At 65.0% G+C, this 17566-nt stretch carries 17 protein-coding genes; 4 read left to right on the top strand and 13 right to left on the bottom strand.

The genetic code is table 11. From position 1 onward, the window contains the following. Positions 1-32: 32 nt before the first annotated feature. From E2I15_RS14010 to E2I15_RS13970, 9 genes are all read right to left on the bottom strand, one after another. Entirely contained in the window at positions 33-797 is a 765-nt protein-coding gene (locus E2I15_RS14010) for an RsiV family protein (RefSeq protein ID WP_246667896.1), read from the bottom strand. A 71-nt stretch (positions 798-868) separates the two neighbouring features. Beyond that, positions 869-3025: a methylmalonyl-CoA mutase gene (gene scpA / locus E2I15_RS14005; RefSeq protein ID WP_137476447.1), complete on the bottom strand. Its 2157-nt coding sequence runs from the start codon at positions 3023-3025 to the stop codon at positions 869-871. A 55-nt stretch (positions 3026-3080) separates the two neighbouring features. Then, positions 3081-3551, bottom strand: a complete 471-nt coding sequence (locus E2I15_RS14000; protein ID WP_026192515.1) for a GFA family protein — start codon at positions 3549-3551, stop codon at positions 3081-3083. After that, positions 3548-5422 (bottom strand): methylmalonyl-CoA mutase family protein, encoded by a 1875-nt coding sequence (locus E2I15_RS13995; protein WP_137476446.1) that lies wholly within the window; start codon positions 5420-5422, stop codon positions 3548-3550. Before E2I15_RS13995 ends, E2I15_RS14000 begins: the two co-directional genes overlap by 4 nt. A gap of 105 nt (positions 5423-5527) precedes the next feature. Further along, positions 5528-6019 (bottom strand): 2-amino-4-hydroxy-6-hydroxymethyldihydropteridine diphosphokinase, encoded by a 492-nt coding sequence (gene folK, locus E2I15_RS13990; protein WP_137476445.1) that lies wholly within the window; start codon positions 6017-6019, stop codon positions 5528-5530. A gap of 5 nt (positions 6020-6024) precedes the next feature. Further along, a complete protein-coding gene (gene folB, locus E2I15_RS13985; protein WP_016842351.1) occupies positions 6025-6405 on the bottom strand; it encodes a dihydroneopterin aldolase in 381 nt (126 codons plus the stop codon). Further along, a complete protein-coding gene (gene folP, locus E2I15_RS13980) occupies positions 6402-7259 on the bottom strand; it encodes a dihydropteroate synthase (protein ID WP_137476444.1) in 858 nt (285 codons plus the stop codon). Before folP ends, folB begins: the two co-directional genes overlap by 4 nt. Positions 7260-7346: 87 nt before the next feature. Beyond that, positions 7347-7754 (bottom strand): DUF4332 domain-containing protein, encoded by a 408-nt coding sequence (locus E2I15_RS13975; RefSeq protein ID WP_018270650.1) that lies wholly within the window; start codon positions 7752-7754, stop codon positions 7347-7349. Between the two features lie 56 nt (positions 7755-7810). Next, a complete protein-coding gene (locus tag E2I15_RS13970) occupies positions 7811-8176 on the bottom strand; it encodes a hypothetical protein (RefSeq protein ID WP_016841849.1) in 366 nt (121 codons plus the stop codon). 339 nt (positions 8177-8515) lie between these two features. On the opposite strand from E2I15_RS13970, the gene E2I15_RS13965 reads away from it, so the two are divergent. Both E2I15_RS13965 and E2I15_RS13960 read left to right on the top strand, forming a co-directional pair. Then, complete coding sequence (locus tag E2I15_RS13965; RefSeq protein ID WP_137476443.1) at positions 8516-10138, top strand: helicase HerA-like domain-containing protein; 1623 nt, start codon at positions 8516-8518, stop codon at positions 10136-10138. A gap of 95 nt (positions 10139-10233) precedes the next feature. Further along, the gene (locus tag E2I15_RS13960) at positions 10234-11634 is read left to right on the top strand and encodes a M20/M25/M40 family metallo-hydrolase (protein ID WP_137476442.1); all 1401 of its coding nucleotides are present in this window, start codon (positions 10234-10236) and stop codon (positions 11632-11634) included. Positions 11635-11834: 200 nt separating this feature from the next. On the opposite strand, the gene E2I15_RS13955 is transcribed toward E2I15_RS13960, so the two are convergent. Together E2I15_RS13955 and E2I15_RS13950 are read right to left on the bottom strand one after the other, a co-directional pair. Continuing rightward, on the bottom strand, positions 11835-12614 hold the full coding sequence (locus E2I15_RS13955; protein ID WP_026192517.1) for a class II aldolase/adducin family protein: 780 nt from the start codon (positions 12612-12614) through the stop codon (positions 11835-11837). A gap of 146 nt (positions 12615-12760) precedes the next feature. Further along, positions 12761-14410 (bottom strand): glycosyltransferase family 39 protein, encoded by a 1650-nt coding sequence (locus E2I15_RS13950; RefSeq protein ID WP_137476441.1) that lies wholly within the window; start codon positions 14408-14410, stop codon positions 12761-12763. A gap of 337 nt (positions 14411-14747) precedes the next feature. Between E2I15_RS13950 and E2I15_RS13945 the strand changes: the two genes are divergently transcribed. Both E2I15_RS13945 and E2I15_RS13940 read left to right on the top strand, forming a co-directional pair. Beyond that, a complete protein-coding gene (locus E2I15_RS13945; protein WP_137476440.1) occupies positions 14748-15629 on the top strand; it encodes a DUF308 domain-containing protein in 882 nt (293 codons plus the stop codon). A gap of 177 nt (positions 15630-15806) precedes the next feature. Beyond that, positions 15807-16220: a Ros/MucR family transcriptional regulator gene (locus tag E2I15_RS13940; protein WP_018270656.1), complete on the top strand. Its 414-nt coding sequence runs from the start codon at positions 15807-15809 to the stop codon at positions 16218-16220. 4 nt (positions 16221-16224) lie between these two features. Here the strand turns inward: E2I15_RS13940 and E2I15_RS13935 are convergent, their stop codons facing one another. Together E2I15_RS13935 and E2I15_RS13930 are read right to left on the bottom strand one after the other, a co-directional pair. Next, positions 16225-16656, bottom strand: a complete 432-nt coding sequence (locus E2I15_RS13935; RefSeq protein WP_137476439.1) for a SufE family protein — start codon at positions 16654-16656, stop codon at positions 16225-16227. Between the two features lie 143 nt (positions 16657-16799). After that, positions 16800-17180 (bottom strand): DUF5330 domain-containing protein, encoded by a 381-nt coding sequence (locus E2I15_RS13930; protein WP_137476438.1) that lies wholly within the window; start codon positions 17178-17180, stop codon positions 16800-16802. Positions 17181-17566: the final 386 nt, after the last annotated feature.

Raw genomic sequence — 17566 nt, 5'->3', positions numbered from 1 at the left:
GGAACGCGGATCGGCACTGGCGCGATGGCGCCTTATTGCTGCTCGTCCGCATCGCCCTTCGGCCGCGCGCCGGCGAAGATTTCTGCGCCTTCCGGCGTCAGATATGGCTTCAGCGTCTCCCACGGCACGAAGACGATATACTGGCCTTCGGCGTAGGGGCCGACGGCGTAGGGCGGGTAGTGGAAGGTGAGGCCGGAGCTCTTGCCTGACACAGTCGACGGCGCCAGCGTCACGGCGCCGATCTTGAGCAGGGTCGGCTTCAGCTCCTTGTACCATTCGGCGGTCGCCGTCTCGCCGGCGCCGCGCCGCTTCTTCTCGGCGTTGAGTGCGCTGACGACGGCCTTGCGCATCGCCGTCAGTGTCGGGCCGTTGTCCGATGTCTCGGTGAAGAAGGGACGGATGCTGATGCGCTTCTTTTCCGCCGCATCCCACAGGATGGTGTTGACGTCGGTGTTCGGATGCGCGCCGTGGGTGTCCATGTAGTCGTCGCGCAGCACGCTCACATAGCGGCTGTCGACGACGGAGCGCTCCGAGTATTTGCGTTCGAACGAGTAGCCGCCACGATCCTTGAAGAGGTCAGGCTCCTGCTTGCGGTCGGCGGCAGCCTCGGCGGCATTCTTGTCGATCCACTTCCTGCCCTCGCCGAGGCAATCGGCCGCCAGCGCCGCGTCCGCCTTGATCTTGCCGTCGAGATAGACGCTCGCCTCGATGCTCGCATTCTTGACCGTGGCGTCGGGCTTCGGGTCGGCGGCGCGCGCAGGAAGGCAGAGGCACGCCAGCAGGCCGGCAAGACCCATGATGCGGACAGGCGTCATCGAGCGAGCGGCGCGCATGGAAAGCTCCTGACGGGAGAGGGGACGCGGCAGCGCTACTCCGCCGCCGCGCTATGGCCGAGCCGGGCGTTGAGCTTGTGGATCAGCTCCTCGGCGGCCTCCGAGATCACCGTGCCCGGCGGGAAGATCGCTTCGGCCCCCGCGGCATAGAGCGCATCGTAGTCCTGCGGCGGCACCACGCCGCCGATGATGATCATAATGTCCTCGCGGCCGTGCTTCTTCAGCGCCGCCTTCAATTCCGGCACCGCGGTGAGATGCGCCGCGGCGAGGGAGGAGACGCCGAGAATGTGGACGTCGTTCTCGACCGCTTGCCGCGCGGCTTCGTCAGCCGTTGCGAACAGCGGTCCGATATCGACGTCGAAGCCGACATCGGCGAACGCTGATGCGATCACCTTCTGGCCGCGGTCGTGGCCGTCCTGGCCGATTTTTGCTACCAGGATGCGCGGGCGGCGGCCCTCGGCTTCCTCGAACGCATCGATCAGGGCCTGCACCTTTTCGACCTTGTTGGACATCGCCGCTGCCTCTCGCTTGTAGACGCCGGTGATGGACTTGATCTCGGCGCGGTGGCGGCCGAACACCTTTTCCATGGCGTCCGAAATCTCGCCGACGGTGGCTTTGGCGCGCGCGGCGTCGATGGCGAGCGCCAGCAGATTGCCGTTGCCTTCGCCCGCCGAGCGGGTGAGGGCGGCGAGCGCCGCATCGACGTCCTTCTGGTTGCGCTCCTTCTTGAGCCGCGCCAGCTTGTCGATCTGCAGCCGCCGCACGGTGGAGTTCTCCACCTTGAGCACGTCGATCGGCTTTTCGTTTTCGGGCTTGAACTTGTTGACGCCGATCACCGCCTGCCGGCCAGCATCGATGCGCGCCTGGGTCTTGGCGGAGGCTTCCTCGATCCGCAGCTTCGGCACGCCGGCCTCGATCGCCTTGGCCATGCCGCCGAGCGCCTCGACCTCCTGGATGTGCCCCCAGGCTTTTGCCGCGAGATCGCGGGTCAGCCGCTCGACATAATAGGAGCCGCCCCAGGGATCGATGATGCGGTTGGTGCCGCTCTCCTGCTGCAGGAACAATTGGGTGTTGCGAGCGATGCGCGCCGAGAAGTCGGTCGGCAGCGCCAGCGCCTCGTCGAGCGCGTTGGTGTGCAGCGACTGGGTGTGGCCTTGCGTTGCCGCCATCGCCTCGATCGTGGTGCGCATCACGTTGTTGAACACATCCTGCGCGGTCAGCGACCAGCCCGAGGTCTGGCAATGCGTGCGCAGCGACAGCGAGCGCGGGTCCTTCGGATTGAACTGCTTCAGCAGCTTGGCCCACAACAGCCGCGCGGCGCGCATCTTGGCGACTTCCATGAAGAAGTTCATGCCGATCGCCCAGAAGAACGACAGCCGCGGCGCAAAGCGATCGACGTCGAGGCCCGCGGCAAGCCCGGCGCGCAGATATTCGACACCGTCGGCCAGCGTATAGGCGAGCTCGAGGTCCTGCGTCGCGCCGGCTTCCTGCATGTGGTAGCCGGAAATGGAAATGGAGTTGTATTTCGGCATCCGCTGCGAGGTGTAAGCGAAGATGTCGGAGATGATCCGCATCGAGGGCGCGGGCGGATAGATATAGGTGTTGCGCACCATGAACTCTTTCAGAATGTCGTTCTGAATGGTGCCCGACAGTTTCTCCGGCGGCACGCCCTGTTCCTCGGCGGCCGCGACGAACAGCGCGAGGATCGGCAGCACCGCGCCATTCATGGTCATTGACACGCTCATCTGGTCGAGCGGGATGCCGGCGAACAGCGTGCGCATGTCGTAGATGGAATCGATCGCGACGCCGGCCATGCCGACGTCGCCGGAGACACGCGGATGATCCGAGTCATAGCCGCGGTGGGTGGCGAGGTCGAACGCGACCGAGAGGCCCTTCTGCCCGGCCGCGAGGTTGCGGCGATAGAATGCGTTGGAATCCTCCGCCGTGGAGAAGCCGGCATATTGCCGGATTGTCCAGGGCTGGTTGACATACATGGTCGGGTAGGGGCCGCGCAGATAGGGCGCGATGCCCGGCCAGGTCTCGAGGAAGTCGATGCCTTCGAGGTCGGCCTCGCCGTAGACGGATTTGACCGGGATGCCCTCGGGCGTGAGCCACGGCTCGGCGCTCGCAGCCGGGGCCGTAATGGCAACGGGCTGGAAGGCGACATCGGCGAAATCGGGAATGCGGGTCATTCCTGGGCTTCCTCAAACTGGCGATTGCATTCGATCAATCGCTGTAGATTCTAACTCAATCATGGTCCGGATGCTGATGGCTGACGATCGTCGCCATCTTCTCCGGTCCGTAGTTCTGCATCGTGGTCTGGCTCGGCAGGTTGGCAATGCCGACCACCCAGCCGTGGCGGGACTCGGTTCCGAATTGTTGCGTCGGTATCACCCGGTCGGGCCGGTCGAAGGCGCCCGTCATGATCTCGATCCGCGGCCCGTCGATGCGGCGGAAGCTGAGCGGCGTTCCGCAGGCCGCGCAGAAGTCGCGCTCGGCGATCGAGGAGGATCTGAACGCGGCGGGCTTGCCGCGGGTCCATTTGAAGTCGTTGCGATCGATGTCCGCGAAGGAGGCAAATGGCGCGCCGGACGCCTTCTGGCACATCCGGCAGTGGCAGATGCTGATCCGGGTCGGTGCCGCCGAGACGGCAAATCGGACGGCGCCGCACTGGCAGCCGCCGGTCAGAACGGGTGTCGCTGGTGTCTCTGCGCTCATGTCTGCTCCATCCGCCGATAGGCCTCGCGCAATGTCGCCAGCGCATCACCGCCGGCGAAGACGAACTCACTGACGCCGGCCGCCCGCAGCGACGCTTCCTGGTCGGCGGGCCGCCCTGCCACATAGATATGCCTTGCTCCGGCGCCTTGAAGGGCCCTGGCGACCTCAGCGGCGCTGACGGCATAGACCTTATCCGAGGAACAAATGCACGCCATCGTGGCGCCCGAGGCCTTGAAGGCCGCCGCCAGCACAGCCGCGTCGGCAAAGCCCTCGCTGTCGATGGCCTCGATCCCGCCGGTTTCGAAGAAACTCTTGGCGAAGGTCGCGCGAGCGGTGAAGTCCGCGGCGGTGCCGAGATTGGCCAGGAAGATCTTCGGCCGTGCGCCATGCGCCTTGAGCGCGGCATCCGACCTGTCGCGCAGCGCCTCGAACGGCTCGGCGAGCCGTATCGGTGCGAGGGCGTCGAACTTCACCTTGGCGTCGGCGGAGGACGCCGGCGCCGATGGTCTCACATCCAGCACCGCCGGGACGGCCTCGCGCAGATCCGGGAATTCGCTGGCGCCGGTCAGCACGTCGCGGCGCTTCGCCACGTTGGCTTCGCGCAGCAATCGCGTCGCCGCGACCTTGTTTTGCAGCAGCCCCTGCTTGAGTGCGGCGAAGACGCCGCCGGCCTTCTCGATCTCCTGGAACAGCGTCCACGCCGCCTCGCAGAGCTGCGAGGTCAGCGTCTCGATGCCGCCGGCGCCGGCCGCGGGATCGGAGACCTTCGCAAGGTTGGACTCATCGAGCAGCACGAGTTGGGTGTTGCGCGCCACGCGCCGGGCGAAGTCGTCAGGCAGGCCGAGCGCCAGCGTGTGCGGCAGCACCGTGATCGCATTGGCGCCGCCGAGTCCGGCCGCAAAGGTCGCGATCGTCGCGCGCAGCATGTTCACGTTGGGGTCGCGCTGGGTGAGCATGCGCCAGGCGGTCTGCGCGTTGACGAAGATCGGCTTCGGCGTGAGGCCGCAGGCCTGCTCGACCCGTGCCCAGAGCAGCCGCAACGCGCGGAATTTCGCCATGGTCAGGAACTGGTCGGCATCGGCGCTGAGGCGGAACGAGATGCCCGCGCGCGCCGCATCGAGATCGATGCCGGCGCCTTCCAGCATGCGCAGATAGGCGAGGCCCAGTGCTAGCGTGAAAGCGAGTTCCTGCACCTCGGAGCCGCCGGCATCGTGGACCGGCCGGCCGTCGGCCAGCACGAACGGCCCCTTGAAGCCGCGCTTGATCAGACCATTGACGACCTGGCCGAACGACTTTTCGTAGTTGGGCCAGGGGATGGCCGCAGCACCGCGCACGGCCATGGTGCCGAGCGCCTGGTAATTGAAATGCAGGTCGAGCTTGGCCGGGTCGAGCTTGCGGGCCTCGACCATGTCGGCAAAGGTCTCGCCGGCGTTCTCGCGGCCGATCACCGGGTTGAGCGCGATCATGATGCCGGCATCGAGATGGACGCCGCCGCAGGCGCGCGCCAGCGTCTTCTTGCTGGCATCGGCAAGGCCGAAGCCGCGCGCGCCGGGACCGCCGGCGAACTCGAATTCGAGGCCGGTCGCGCCGTTCTCGAGATCCTGCAGCGCTTGCGCATTGGCTTGTGCGGCATCGGGATGATCGACCCGCTGCAGGATCTGCCAGGGCGCTGCGGCGGCGCGGCCGGCAAGCGGGCTCGAGTTGGTGGCGCGGCGGTAGATCGGATCGATCTTCAGGCCGTCATAGGTCTTGCCGACCAGCTTCTCGAACGGGGCGCCCTTCAGCACGCCGTCGACCAGCTTGCGCCAGTCGTCATAGGTCGCAGGTCGAAAATCCGAAGCCAGAGCCAAATCGTCAGTCGAGGTCGTCATCCGCCCAAATCGTCCTTCACCGGCCCCGCGAGGAGCCCCTTGATTTGGCCGGAAATTGCCACGGGCGGGCGGCCAAGCCAAACGGTTGTTTGCGGTCGTTTGGCTTTAATCGAGGTCCGCTAGACGGAAAATACCGTCGGCGGAGACCTCGGCCAGCGCATCGGCGACGCGGCGCCCGGCGATGACGCGGTCGGGAACGATCTCGGCGAGCGGCACCAGCACGAAGGCGCGTTCGAACCAACGCGGGTGCGGCAGCGTCAGTTCCGGCTTGTTCAGTGTGACGTCGTCATAGGCGATCAGGTCGAGGTCGAGCGTGCGCGGTCCCCAGCGCTGCTCATGGGCGCGGTCGCGGCCGAATTTGGCTTCGATCTTGTGCAGCGTGAACAGCAGCGCATGCGGATCGAGACTGGTCTCGATCTCGATGCAGGCGTTGATGAAGCTGTCCTGCTGCTGCTCGCCCCAGGGCGGCGTCGAATAATCCGACGAGCGCGCGACGAGCGCGGCCTGGGTCATGCCGCAAATATTGGCGATCGCCTTGCGAAACGTGGCGCGGACGTCGCCGACATTGCCGCCGAGGGCGATCAGGACGTCGGCCATCGCGTTCAACCCTGGGGCGGTTGATGGCGCGAGCGGGTCAGCACCACGCCGACATCGTCGAAGATCGCGGCGATCGGCGCATGCGGCTTGTGCACCGTGACCTTGACCGCCCGGATGCGCGGGAAGCTCGCCAGGATGTCCTCGGCCACTGCGCCGGCGGCGCGCTCCAGCAGCTTGTAGTTGGTGTTCTTGAATGCCGATGTCGCGGTCGCCACCACGTTGGAATAGGAGACGGTGTCGGAGAGGCGGTCGGTGCGCGAGGATTCCGAGAGGTCGGTATAGAGTTCGAGGTCGATGACGAAGCGCTGCCCGACTTCGGTCTCATGTTCCATCACGCCATGACGGGCATGGATGACGATCCCGGTGATGAAGATCGTATCGGTCATTGCTGTCCCTCGATTGCTGCGGCCACGCGCAGCGCCTGAACGGTTTCGGCGACGTCATGCGCGCGGATGATGCGGGCGCCGTTCTGCGCGGCGATCAGATGCGCCGCGATCGAGCCGCCGATCCGCTGTTGCGGCTCCGACGGTACGACCGTGCTGATGAAGCGCTTGCGCGAGGCGCCGACCAGCAGCGGCAGGCGGAACGAGCCGAGCTCGGAGAGCCGCGCCAGCGCGATCATGCTCTGCTCCGGGGTCTTGCCGAAGCCGATGCCGGGATCGAGCACGATCCGGTCGGGCGAAATGCCGGCGCTCGCGGCGATCGAGAGCGAGCGCTCGAAGAAGGCGGCGATGTCCTGCATGATGTCGATCGCCGGATCGGCCTGCTCGCGATTGTGCATGATGATCACGGGCACGCCGCGTGCGGCGACGAGCGGCGCCATGCCGGCATCGCGCTGCAGGCCCCAGACGTCATTGGCGATCGCCGCGCCCAGGTCGAGCGCCCAGGCCACGACCTCCGATTTCATGCTGTCGATCGAGACCGGCACGCCAAGCGCGATCACGTCGGCCAGCACCGGCTTCAGCCGCGCCATCTCGGCCTCGGCGGTGACCGGCTGCGAGCCGTAGGGGCGGGTGGATTCCGCGCCGATGTCGATGATATCGGCGCCCTCGGCGACCAACTTGCGGGCCTGTGCCAGCGCCTCTTCGGGTGCGGCGAACTGGCCGCCGTCGGAGAACGAGTCCGGCGTCACGTTCAGGATGCCCATCACCGCCGGATAAGGCCGCGACAACAGCGCCGGCAGCACCGCCGATACGGCCGGGCCGGTCACCGCCGATGCTATGGGCTTACTCGCCATCATGCGGTGGCTTTGCGCTGACCGCAGCGGCAAGTCAAGGTGTGGCGATGACGGGTGACGCGGCCGGCGGCCGAATGCCGTTAAGACTGGCTAATATGTGATTTTGGGAGGCAGCTTGCGTGCCTCTTCGATTAGCAGCTCGACCGATTTCTCCGACGGCATCACGCGGACGAGCTTACGCCGCACATTGGCGTCCTTCATGCTCTGCGCCAGCCGCGACGGGTTGCGGTGCGCGAGCTCGCGCACGGTGGTGACGCCGGCAGCGCGGACCAGGCCGACCTTCGCCTTGCCCATGCCGGGAATCCGCATGTAGTCGGAGATGTTGGCCCATTCGAGCAATTGTTGTTCGCTGATCCCGGTCTTGGCGGCGAGCGCCTTGCGTCCCTTGACGGTGCGGGCGGCTTCAAGCAGTGCGTCGGTCGTGCGGATACCCTGCGATTTCAGTTTGGTGGCGCAATAGGCGGACAGGCCTTCGATCTCGGAGAGGGGGTATGTCATGATACTCGTATGCAGGTAGAAGGGAGCGCGCGTGCAAAGGCGTGTGGGAAAATGCTTCAGGCAAACTGGCTGAGGCCCGGCGTCCCCGAGATGATCTCGCCCATTTGATCCGCTCCGATTTTGTCGCGGCCGAACCTGAAAAGTTCACGCGCGACGTTCTGAATCTCACTCATGCTCAATCCAAGCGCCATCAGCCGGGTGCCGACAGCCATCAGACCGCCACCCATCAACCGCGATAGACCACCGCTGTTGTTGGAGGCGGCGATTGCCGCTTCGGCGCCGGGGATTTGGTCGATCAGAGCCTGGACTTTGTCGGAAGGTCCCTCGTTACGGAGGAAACCCAGAACGATGCCGATGGTTTTTTCAGCGACAGCACCGTCGATGCCGGCCTTCGCGGCCAGCTGCCCAACCAATTCGTCCATATTGCCCCGCCTCAACCGGTTTTTGCCGGATCATTCTTGAAGATTTATCTTGAGCGCCTGTGTCACGAAATACAAGCGATCCGCGCATTTCAGTTCGTTTTCTTTTTCAATCGCGTTGGGAGTGTTGCACCTCTGCAAGAGTGAGCGGCGGATTCACACCATCTTGTCGCAATGCGCAATGCCTTTCGTCACTTGGCCGGGAATAAAGTATGAGGAACTGGTGGAGCGACAATATACATCAGTGCGCGCCGATGGTTTCAATCGACCTGCAAGATGCAATATGATGTCATCGGTTCGAATGGATCGAGCCGATTTAAAATCGCGTTAAGAGGCGAAGCGATGGCGACGTCCGACACCAAGTTGGCCGACACCGATGAGAAAATCTTTATCGGCAAGGGCGAGGAAACAGCCTGGCTGACGCTTGCGCTGGCCAACCGCCACGGCCTTGTGACCGGTGCGACGGGAACCGGCAAGACCGTCACCCTACAGGTCATGGCCGAAGGATTTGCGCGTGCCGGCGTTCCGGTTTTCGCAGCCGACATCAAGGGCGATCTTTCCGGTATCTCCGAAGTCGGCGAGGCCAAGGACTTCATCCTGAAGCGCGCCAAGGAGATGGGCCTGACCTTCCAGCCCGATCAGTTCTCGACCGTGTTCTGGGACGTGTTCGGCGAGCAGGGCCATCCGGTGCGCGCCACCGTCACCGAGATGGGTCCGCTGTTGCTGTCGCGGATGCTCGATCTGAACGACGTGCAGGAGGGCGTGCTCAATGTTGCCTTCCGCGTCGCCGACGAGAACGGCCTCACGTTGATCGACATGAAGGACCTGCGGGCGCTGCTGGATGCGATTGCCCCGGACGGCAGCAAGAAAGCTGTCGACGACGAGGAGGATCCGCTGGCTCCGATCCGCAAGGCGGCACAGAGCTACGGCAATGTGTCCAAGGCGACGATCGGAACGATCCAGCGTCAGCTCCTGGTGCTCGAGAACCAGGGCGGCGCGAAGTTCTTCGGCGAGCCGGCGCTGACGCTGAAGGATTTCATGCGAACAGACCGCGACGGCCGCGGCCTGGTCAATATCCTGGTCGCCGACAAGCTGATGCAGAGTCCGCGCCTTTACGCCACGTTCCTGCTCTGGATGCTTTCGGAATTGTTCGAGGAATTGCCGGAGGCCGGCGACCTGCCGAAGCCGAAGCTGGTGTTCTTCTTCGACGAGGCGCATCTGTTGTTCAACGACGCGCCGAAGGCGCTGATGGACAAGATCGAGCAGGTGGTGCGCCTGATCCGCTCCAAGGGCGTCGGTGTCTATTTCGTCACGCAGAATCCGATCGACGTGCCGGACAAGGTGCTGGCGCAGCTCGGCAACCGCGTGCAGCACGCGCTGCGCGCGTTCACGCCGCGCGACCAGAAGGCGGTTGCCGCGGCCGCACAGACCTTCCGGCCCAATCCGAAGCTCGACACCGCGCGGGTGATCATGGAGCTCGGCAAGGGCGAGGCGCTGGTGTCGTTCCTCGAGGGCGGCGGCACGCCGTCGATGGTCGAGCGCGTCATGGTGCGCCCGCCGTCGGCGCGGATCGGGCCGATCACGCCGGAGGAGCGCAAGGCGATCATGGATGCGAGCCCGGTGAAGGGCAAATACGACACCGCGGTCGATGCCGAATCCGCCTACGAGATCATCCAGAAGCGGCTCGCCGGGACGGCGGCGCCGGCGGACGGCAGCGCTGGCGGCGAGGGTGGCGGCATTCTCGGCCAGATCGGTTCGATCGCGTCCACGATCTTCGGCACCAACGTCAAGCGCGGCCGCATGTCGACCGGGCAGGTGATCGCGCGCAGCGTCACGCGCTCGGTGACCGACAAGGTGATCGGTGGCGTGGCCGCCGATCTCGGCAAATCGCTCGGCGGTTCGGTTGGCGGCTCGATCGGCCGGGCGCTGGTGCGCGGCGCTCTCGGTGGATTGCTGCGCAGATAGCGTCGCGCCGGCCAGCTTAAGCGGGAGACCGGCTTTGCCTCGCGCGGCCGGCGCGCTACAACCTGGCGCAACGTCCAACAAAAAGGATATCCGCGATGTCCAACGCCAAGCTGCAGCCCGTCCTCGACTGCATAGACGCCGATTTCGACAACAGTCTCGAGCGGCTGTTCACGCTCTTGCGGATCAAATCGATCTCGGCCGATCCGGCCTTCGCCGATGACTGCAAGGCGGCTGCCGATCATCTCGCCAAGGATATCGCAACCCTCGGCTTCAAGACCGAAGTGCGGCCGACTGCCGGCCATCCGGCCGTTGTCGGCAAGCTGAACGGCTCGACCGACGGACGCCCGCATGTGCTGTTCTACGGCCACTACGACGTGCAGCCGGTCGATCCCTTGAATCTCTGGCGCCGTCCGCCGTTCGAGCCCGTGGTGACCGACCACGCCGATGGACGCAAGATCATCGTCGCGCGCGGCGCCGAGGACGACAAGGGACAGTTGATGACCTTCGTCGAGGCGTGCCGTGCCTGGAAGACGGTGACGGGATCGCTGCCGGTTGACATCACCATCGTCATCGAGGGTGAGGAGGAGATCGGTTCGAAGAATTTCGTGCCGTTCCTCGAGGCGAACAAGGATGATCTCAAGGCCGACTTCGCGCTGGTCTGCGACACCGGCATGTGGGACCCGAATACGCCGGCGATCACCACCTCGCTGCGCGGCCTGGTCTATGACGAGGTCAAGATCAAGGCCGCCAATCGCGACCTGCATTCCGGCGTGTTCGGCGGCGGCGCGCAGAACCCGATCCGCGTGCTGACGCGGATCCTCGGCGGCCTGCATGACGAGAACGGCCACATCACCATCCCCGGTTTCTATGACGGCGTGAAGGATTTGCCGCCGGATATTCTGGCCCAGTGGAAGCAGCTCAATTTGACGCCGGAGAGCTTTCTCAAGCCGATCGGCCTCTCGGTGCCCGCCGGCGAAAAGGATCGGCTCCTGATCGAGCAGGTCTCTTCGCGCCCGACCTGTGACATCAACGGCATCATCGGCGGCTATACCGGCGAGGGCTCCAAGACGGTGATCGCGGCCGAGGCGTCGGCGAAGGTCTCGTTCCGCCTGGTCGAGGGGCAGGATCCCGAGAAGATCCGGAAGGCGTTCCGCGACTATGTGAAGGCCCGCCTGCCGGCCGACTGCAAGGCCGAGTTCACCGACCATTCCAGCGCGCCGGCGATCGCGCTCGACTGGAACATGAAGCCGCTGGCAGCGGCGCGCCGCGCGCTGACTGACGAATGGGGCAAGGAGGCGCTGTTGATCGGCTCCGGCGCCTCGATCCCGATCGTTGCCGATTTCAAGCACACGCTCGGCCTCGACAGCGTGCTGATCGGCTTCGGGCTCGACGACGACAACATCCATTCGCCGAACGAGAAGTACGACCTCAAGAGCTACCACAAGGGCATCCGCTCCTGGGCGCGGATCCTGGCGGCGTTCGCCGACGCCAGGTAACGCGCAAGTCCATGTAGCCCGGATGGAGCGAAGCGAAATCCGGGGCGGTCAATCGCGGATGCGTCGCCCCGGATTACGCTGCGCTCCATCCGGGCTACGGAAGAGAACCACACGTAAAAACGCCGCCCGGAATTGGGCGGCGTTTTGATTCCGATAGTGCAGAGGGTGTTGGCTTTAGCCTAGCCGAAGATTGTGAAATTTCAATCACGATAACCGGGATTGACCCGGTCGAGCTTGCGCAGCAGCGGCGGCCAGACCAGCTGGGTCGAGCGCAGCTCGGCACGGTCCGGGTTGGAGAGCAACTCGGTGTTCTTGTCGATCGCATGCTGGTCGACCGGATAGGCGATCGGTCCGAGCGCGCGGGTCGCCACCTGCATCGAGCAGGCGCGCTCCAGATGGTACATCCGCTCGAACGCGGACGCGACCGAGCGGCCGACCGTCAGGGTGCCGTGATTGCGCAGCAGCATGTGGTTCTTGCTGCCGAGATCGCGCTGCAGGCGCGGGCGCTCGTCATGATCGAGCGCGATGCCTTCATAGTCGTGATAGGCGAGGTCGTGGGTGACGAGCTGCGCGGTCTGGTTGAGCGGCAACAGGCCCTCGGGGCCGCTCGACACCGCGGTGCCGTCGACGGTGTGCAGATGGAGCACGCAGCCGGCGTCCTCGCGCACCTCGTGGATCGCCGAATGGATGGTGAAGCCGGCCGGGTTGATGCTGTAGTCGCTCTTCGAGAGCTGGTTGCCGTCGAGGTCGACCTTGACGAGGCTGGAGGCGGTGATCTCGTCGAACATCAGCCCGTAGGGGTTGATCAGGAAGTGGTGCTCGGGTCCGGGGACGCGCGCGGAAATGTGGGTATCGACCAGATCGTCCCAGCCATAGAGCGCGACCAGCCGATAGCAGGCAGCGAGATTGATCCGCTGCTCCCATTCCGCCGCACTCATATCCGACGGCACTTCCTTCAGGCGCGCTTCCGCTGGCGACATGGCCGATTGCTCCATTGATGGCGTTATTGCTTGGTCCAAGCGTAGCGCCGGCGCCGGACCGCAGCAAGGCAGGGTAACGGCGTGACAGTCATGTCGGCATGCGGCCCACGATCCGAACCGCGATCGTCAGTGGGCAGCGTGATGCGTTACGGCGCCGGGATCGCCAGCAGGCTCGAGATGCTGCGGCCGCGGATGTCGTAGACGCGGGCGAACACGACGTCGTCGCGCTTGATCTCGACCATGACCGGCGCGGCCAGGCCCTTGCAGTAGAATTCGCCGAGCGTCATCGCGAAATCGGCGGCATTGCTGTCCCAGCCGATCGTGAAATCGGGGCCGAGCGCGACCTGCGCGGGGCGCTGCGGTCCGCACACCGCGACCTTCCACTTGCGGTTCTGCGGCGGCACTTCCTGCCGCTCCGCCAGCTGCTCGCGCAGCCCGTCGGATGCCTGCTTCAGCGCCAGGCCCCAATAGTCCAGCATGAAGAAGTTGTCCGCGGTCCGCACCGTGCCGGCGATGTGGTTGAAGTGCGTGTACTGATACGGATGCAAGCGGATCATTTCGCTGAGCGGCAGCAAGAGGCCGAACGCGAACACGGCGAGCGCCGCGGGCTGCCAGGCGCGGCGGTTCTCGCCGAGCCAGTCCATGCCGCGCGCGAATGCGACGCCGGCCAGCACCGTCATCGGCGGAATCACGAAGATGAAATGGCGGATGCCGTTATAGAGCGCCGGCCGCTTCACCATCGCGATCACCAGCGGCAGCGTCGCCGCCAGCGTCAGCATCAGCATGATCGACTTGCGCTTTGCGGTGACGTCGTAGCGCGACAGCGACATCAAGGTGATGACGACGGCGGCGGCCAGCAGCACCAGCAGCACTTCGGGAAGCTGCAGCGCGAACAAGGTGGGCAGATAGGACCACGGCATGTCCGGCACCGACACCAGCGCGCCATCGAACATCTCCTTCCACGGTTTCTCGAAGAAGTGCGAGAAATAGGTCACCGCCTCGAGCGGATGTCCGGGCTCCATGATCGACCACGGCCAGATCAGGCCCATCACGAGATAGCCCAGCACAAGCCCCGGCAGCAGCACATAGACGACATGGGCAAAGCGGTGGGTCGCCTCGCGCGGGCCCTGCTTGCGGAACTCCTCGATCAGGAGCGGGACGAAGCCGACCACGGCATAGATCAATGCGAGCCCGCCAAGCACGCGGCAGCCGATCGACAGGCCGGCCCCCAGGCCGACGATCAGGATGGTGCGCGGCGAGGGCGCCGGATATTCCTCGATCAGGCGCACCAGGCCCATGATCAGGACCACCATCGCCACGGCGAACGGCGCATCCTTCGGATTCATGAACATGTGGCCGTAGAAGGTCGGGCACAGCGCCAGCAGCAGCAGCGCCGCCAGTCCCGCCAGCGGGCCGCCGACGCGGCGCGCCAGGCGCCAGGTTACCGCAAGGCCGATAACGCCGACGATCGCGCCGAGCAGGCGGCGCGTCTCGAACAGTTCGAGCGGAATGATCTTGTGCAGCAGGGCCGCGGCCATGTCGAAGCCGCCGCCGTACATATACAGATTGGCAAACGACAGCGCGCCGGTGTCCTTGAACCCGGACCCGTACATGCGCAGCAGGAGATCGGCATATTCAGCGTGGGTGTAATCATCCCAGCCCAGACCGTAATCGCGGAACGTCAAGCCGGCGACCACGGCGACCACGCCGAGGACGAGGACAGCGAGATCGTCGCAGGTCTTCTCCACCGAGCGCCGCGCAGGCGCCTCGAGGGCAGACGTCGTAATCGATGACATAGCTAGTGATACCGGCGTGCCTGTGGCCCAGATTGGCGCTTTAGGGCCTCATTCCCCGGCATCCATAGCGCAGTTCCGTTTCCAAGTAATTGGTAATTGTGGCGTAATTTCCCAGATGCGTTGCAATAAATTGGCAGCAATTCGTAGCCAGTAGATCTACGGGAGCCGGCTGCCCGACAGCCATTGCGAGGGCGATGAAGCAGCGCATCGCGCCGGTTAAGCGGGATTTTAGGGAACTCTGTCTACAATTGGCGGTTGGCGGTGTGAGCAATATGACGGTATCGTGGCGTTGGTGGCCCGCGCCGATTTTCGGTCGGGTCTCCCGGGGGTTAGTTCGATGAAGGTTGGTCTGTTGGTCGTCGGCGCGGGCCTGGTCGTGGCGGGCTTGGCGGCGGTCGGCCTCGGAATTCCCTACAAGGAATTCAGCGTTGGCGGCACGTTGATCGCGACAGGCGTGACCGGCGCATGTACCGGCGTGATTGTTCTGGCCCTTGCCGCCATCCTTCGCGAACTCCAGGCCATGGGCGACCGGCTCGATGCCGTCGTTGCCGTGGGTCTGCGCTCCGGGTCGCCGTCTGCAACTTCTCCGCGCGGCACTCCCGACGATCCGGTGTTCCCGCCGCCTGAGCCGAAGGTCTCGGCGCCTCCGCCGCTGGCTCCCGCGTCTGCGCCGGCGGCGCCGCCGCCCTGGCACGACGAGATCGCCTCGCGCGGCGCGTCAGGCGAGGTGCCGCCCGCACCGGCGGCCGCGCCCGCGGACGGTGCTGCGCCGCCCAAACGGCGCAATCTGCTGTTCTCCTCCTCGCGCAAGGAGCGCGAACGGAGCCAGGGGCGTGCCGCCGAGCCGCTCACGCCGGATCTGTTGTCGCCGGAACTGCGCTCGAATCCGAGCGGTTCGGCCGAACCGGCGCCGGCAACCTTCGACGATGCCTGGCCGAAGGCCGACCGGCCGCGGTCGGTCGACGTCGCCCCGCGGCGCGGCCCCCGGACGCCGTCGACCTTCGGCGAGGCCCAGTCGGCCGCCGCCGCCTCGCCGTCATCGGGCCATCCGCCGCCGCCCCAGGAGCAGCCGCCGGTGACCGTGCTCAAATCCGGCGTCGTCGACGGCATGGCCTATTCGCTCTATTCGGACGGATCGATTGAGGCGCAGATGCCCGAGGGAATGATGCGATTTGCCTCGATCGACGAGCTCAGGTCGCATCTGGAGCAGCGGCCTTAAGATCCGGGCCAATACTTGCGCGCGGCCGGCCCGAAGCCGGAAACGCGGCCGTTGTTGTCAGATTTGCTGTAATTCGTGCATATTCGCAAAGTAGTACGCGATTCCATTAATGTATTGCTGCGCATGGATACTGTCCGGTGGGCGCCGGGCTGTCGATAGCACGGGGAAGATTGAGCCATGTCCGATACGTCAGGCAAAACGCCGGTCGAGCTGACCGCCAACATCGTTTCGGCCTATCTCAGCAACAATCCGACGCCGGCCTCGGACATTCCGAACCTGATCAGCCAGGTCCACTCCGCCTTGCTGCGGGTGTCGAGCGGACGCAGCGACACGCCGAGCGAGCCGGCCAAGCCCGCGGTGTCGATGAAGAAGTCGATCACGCCGGAATATCTGGTGTGCCTCGAGGATGGCAAGCGCTTCAAGTCGCTGAAGCGCCATCTGCGCACCCAGTACAACATGACCCCGGAGCAGTATCGCGACAAATGGGGCCTGCCGGCCGACTATCCGATGGTGGCGCCGAACTATGCGGTGGCGCGCTCGCAGCTTGCCAAGAAGATGGGCCTCGGCCAGCAGGCGCGGAAGCGGAAATAGGAGATTACGCGGCGGACGCCAGCGCCTCGCGCGCATCGTTGCGGATGCGGTCGACCATCGAGCGCAAGCCGTTGGAGCGCTGCGGCGTCAGATGGTCGCGGAAGCCGAATTCGTCGAACAGCGCAAGCGCGTCGGTGCCGAGGATGTCCTTGGGCGTCTGCCCGGAAAACAGCGTCAGCACGATCGCGACCAGGCCGCGCACGATGTGGGCGTCGCTGTCGCCGATATAGATCAGGCGCGGTTCGCCGTTGGCACCGCGCTCGATCCGCTTCGACAGCCAGACCTGGCTGACGCAGCCCTGCACCTTGTTCTCGGCCGAGTGCTCCGCCTCCGACAACGGTTCGAGCGTGCGGCCGAGCTCGATGACATAGCGGTAACGGTCGTCCCACTCGTCCAGCAGCGCAAAATTGTCCCTGATTTCGTCGATCGTCGTCATCGCGGCCCGCGTCCTGTCCTTGACGGCTTATATAGGAAGGCGGGCCGCGAAAGCGATGAAAATGGAACCGGTTCCCGGTTGTTTTGACGGGTTTTCTTCACGCGAACCGGGATCCGCTTCGCGCGACAGCGCTTTGGTTCCCCTTACGGCGTCGGCGGCAGGCGGAATTCGATGGACTGGTCGTCCGCGGTCAGCGTGTCACGGGACGCGGTGGCTGAATCGGTATCGTCCTTGCCGATCGAGCCGGTGTGGTCGGGCGGCTTCTTGTCGGTGATGATCTGGTAGAGCTTGCGCGCCCCGTCGGTTGCGCGCTGACCGATCGCGGTCGCGGCCTGGCCGCCGACTTCGCAGGCGGACGGCTGGCGCTTGCAGAACTGACCCATGTCGTTGATCGTCGCGGTCGCGGCCGACACCGCATCCGACGCGCTGATCTGCGGCGTCTTGTCCGCTTCGGGTGTTTTGTCTCTCGGCAGCAGCACGAGCACAAGCCCGAGCCAGAATGCCAAACGCAGCAGGAAGAACATGGCGCGATCCCGGTCGTCTGTCTTGTCTTGCTTCTTGCGCGGTCGATGCCGCTATTGGCCTTGAGGGTTAGCATCGGTCGATAAATCGGAAGTATCTGCATTGAAGCAAATCCGCCGAAAAATCGCGGAAAATTCGCCTGAATTGATTCGCCGTAAATTTTCGATTGATGGCAGCCGACACGCGGCGGCTGCGCAGGATCCGCCGCGTCCACCATTTCGAAACCATAGATTGTCGCATCCGGAAACCAGCCGTTCACCATCCCCGACAAATGGCCGGTGAACAGCGGGTCAAACCCACTCCAATGCACGGTGTTTGGCGGCTGGTCGCCCAGCCTTAGCGTTCGCTTAAGTTCGCTCTGACACGTTGACCTGCAATCACGAAGGAG

The sequence above is a fragment of the Bradyrhizobium sp. BR2003 genome, assembly GCF_009720285.1.
Taxonomy (GTDB): domain Bacteria; phylum Pseudomonadota; class Alphaproteobacteria; order Rhizobiales; family Xanthobacteraceae; genus Bradyrhizobium; species Bradyrhizobium elkanii.
This window is presented reverse-complemented; position numbering and strand designations above follow the sequence as displayed.

What these genes read in the sequence shown, in the direction of transcription:
- E2I15_RS13995 (WP_137476446.1), bottom strand. Translation starts at nt 5,422, where the DNA reads ATGACGACCTCGACTGACGATTTGGCTCTGGCTTCGGATTTTCGACCT.
- E2I15_RS13930 (WP_137476438.1), bottom strand. Translation starts at nt 17,180, where the DNA reads ATGTTCTTCCTGCTGCGTTTGGCATTCTGGCTCGGGCTTGTGCTCGTG.
- E2I15_RS13945 (WP_137476440.1), top strand. Translation starts at nt 14,748, where the DNA reads ATGAAGGTTGGTCTGTTGGTCGTCGGCGCGGGCCTGGTCGTGGCGGGC.
- E2I15_RS14000 (WP_026192515.1), bottom strand. Translation starts at nt 3,551, where the DNA reads ATGAGCGCAGAGACACCAGCGACACCCGTTCTGACCGGCGGCTGCCAG.
- E2I15_RS13960 (WP_137476442.1), top strand. Translation starts at nt 10,234, where the DNA reads ATGTCCAACGCCAAGCTGCAGCCCGTCCTCGACTGCATAGACGCCGAT.
- folP (WP_137476444.1), bottom strand. Translation starts at nt 7,259, where the DNA reads ATGATGGCGAGTAAGCCCATAGCATCGGCGGTGACCGGCCCGGCCGTA.
- E2I15_RS13970 (WP_016841849.1), bottom strand. Translation starts at nt 8,176, where the DNA reads ATGGACGAATTGGTTGGGCAGCTGGCCGCGAAGGCCGGCATCGACGGT.
- scpA (WP_137476447.1), bottom strand. Translation starts at nt 3,025, where the DNA reads ATGACCCGCATTCCCGATTTCGCCGATGTCGCCTTCCAGCCCGTTGCC.
- E2I15_RS13940 (WP_018270656.1), top strand. Translation starts at nt 15,807, where the DNA reads ATGTCCGATACGTCAGGCAAAACGCCGGTCGAGCTGACCGCCAACATC.
- folK (WP_137476445.1), bottom strand. Translation starts at nt 6,019, where the DNA reads ATGGCCGACGTCCTGATCGCCCTCGGCGGCAATGTCGGCGACGTCCGC.
- E2I15_RS13955 (WP_026192517.1), bottom strand. Translation starts at nt 12,614, where the DNA reads ATGTCGCCAGCGGAAGCGCGCCTGAAGGAAGTGCCGTCGGATATGAGT.
- E2I15_RS13950 (WP_137476441.1), bottom strand. Translation starts at nt 14,410, where the DNA reads ATGTCATCGATTACGACGTCTGCCCTCGAGGCGCCTGCGCGGCGCTCG.
- E2I15_RS13935 (WP_137476439.1), bottom strand. Translation starts at nt 16,656, where the DNA reads ATGACGACGATCGACGAAATCAGGGACAATTTTGCGCTGCTGGACGAG.
- E2I15_RS13965 (WP_137476443.1), top strand. Translation starts at nt 8,516, where the DNA reads ATGGCGACGTCCGACACCAAGTTGGCCGACACCGATGAGAAAATCTTT.
- E2I15_RS14010 (WP_246667896.1), bottom strand. Translation starts at nt 797, where the DNA reads ATGGGTCTTGCCGGCCTGCTGGCGTGCCTCTGCCTTCCTGCGCGCGCC.
- folB (WP_016842351.1), bottom strand. Translation starts at nt 6,405, where the DNA reads ATGACCGATACGATCTTCATCACCGGGATCGTCATCCATGCCCGTCAT.
- E2I15_RS13975 (WP_018270650.1), bottom strand. Translation starts at nt 7,754, where the DNA reads ATGACATACCCCCTCTCCGAGATCGAAGGCCTGTCCGCCTATTGCGCC.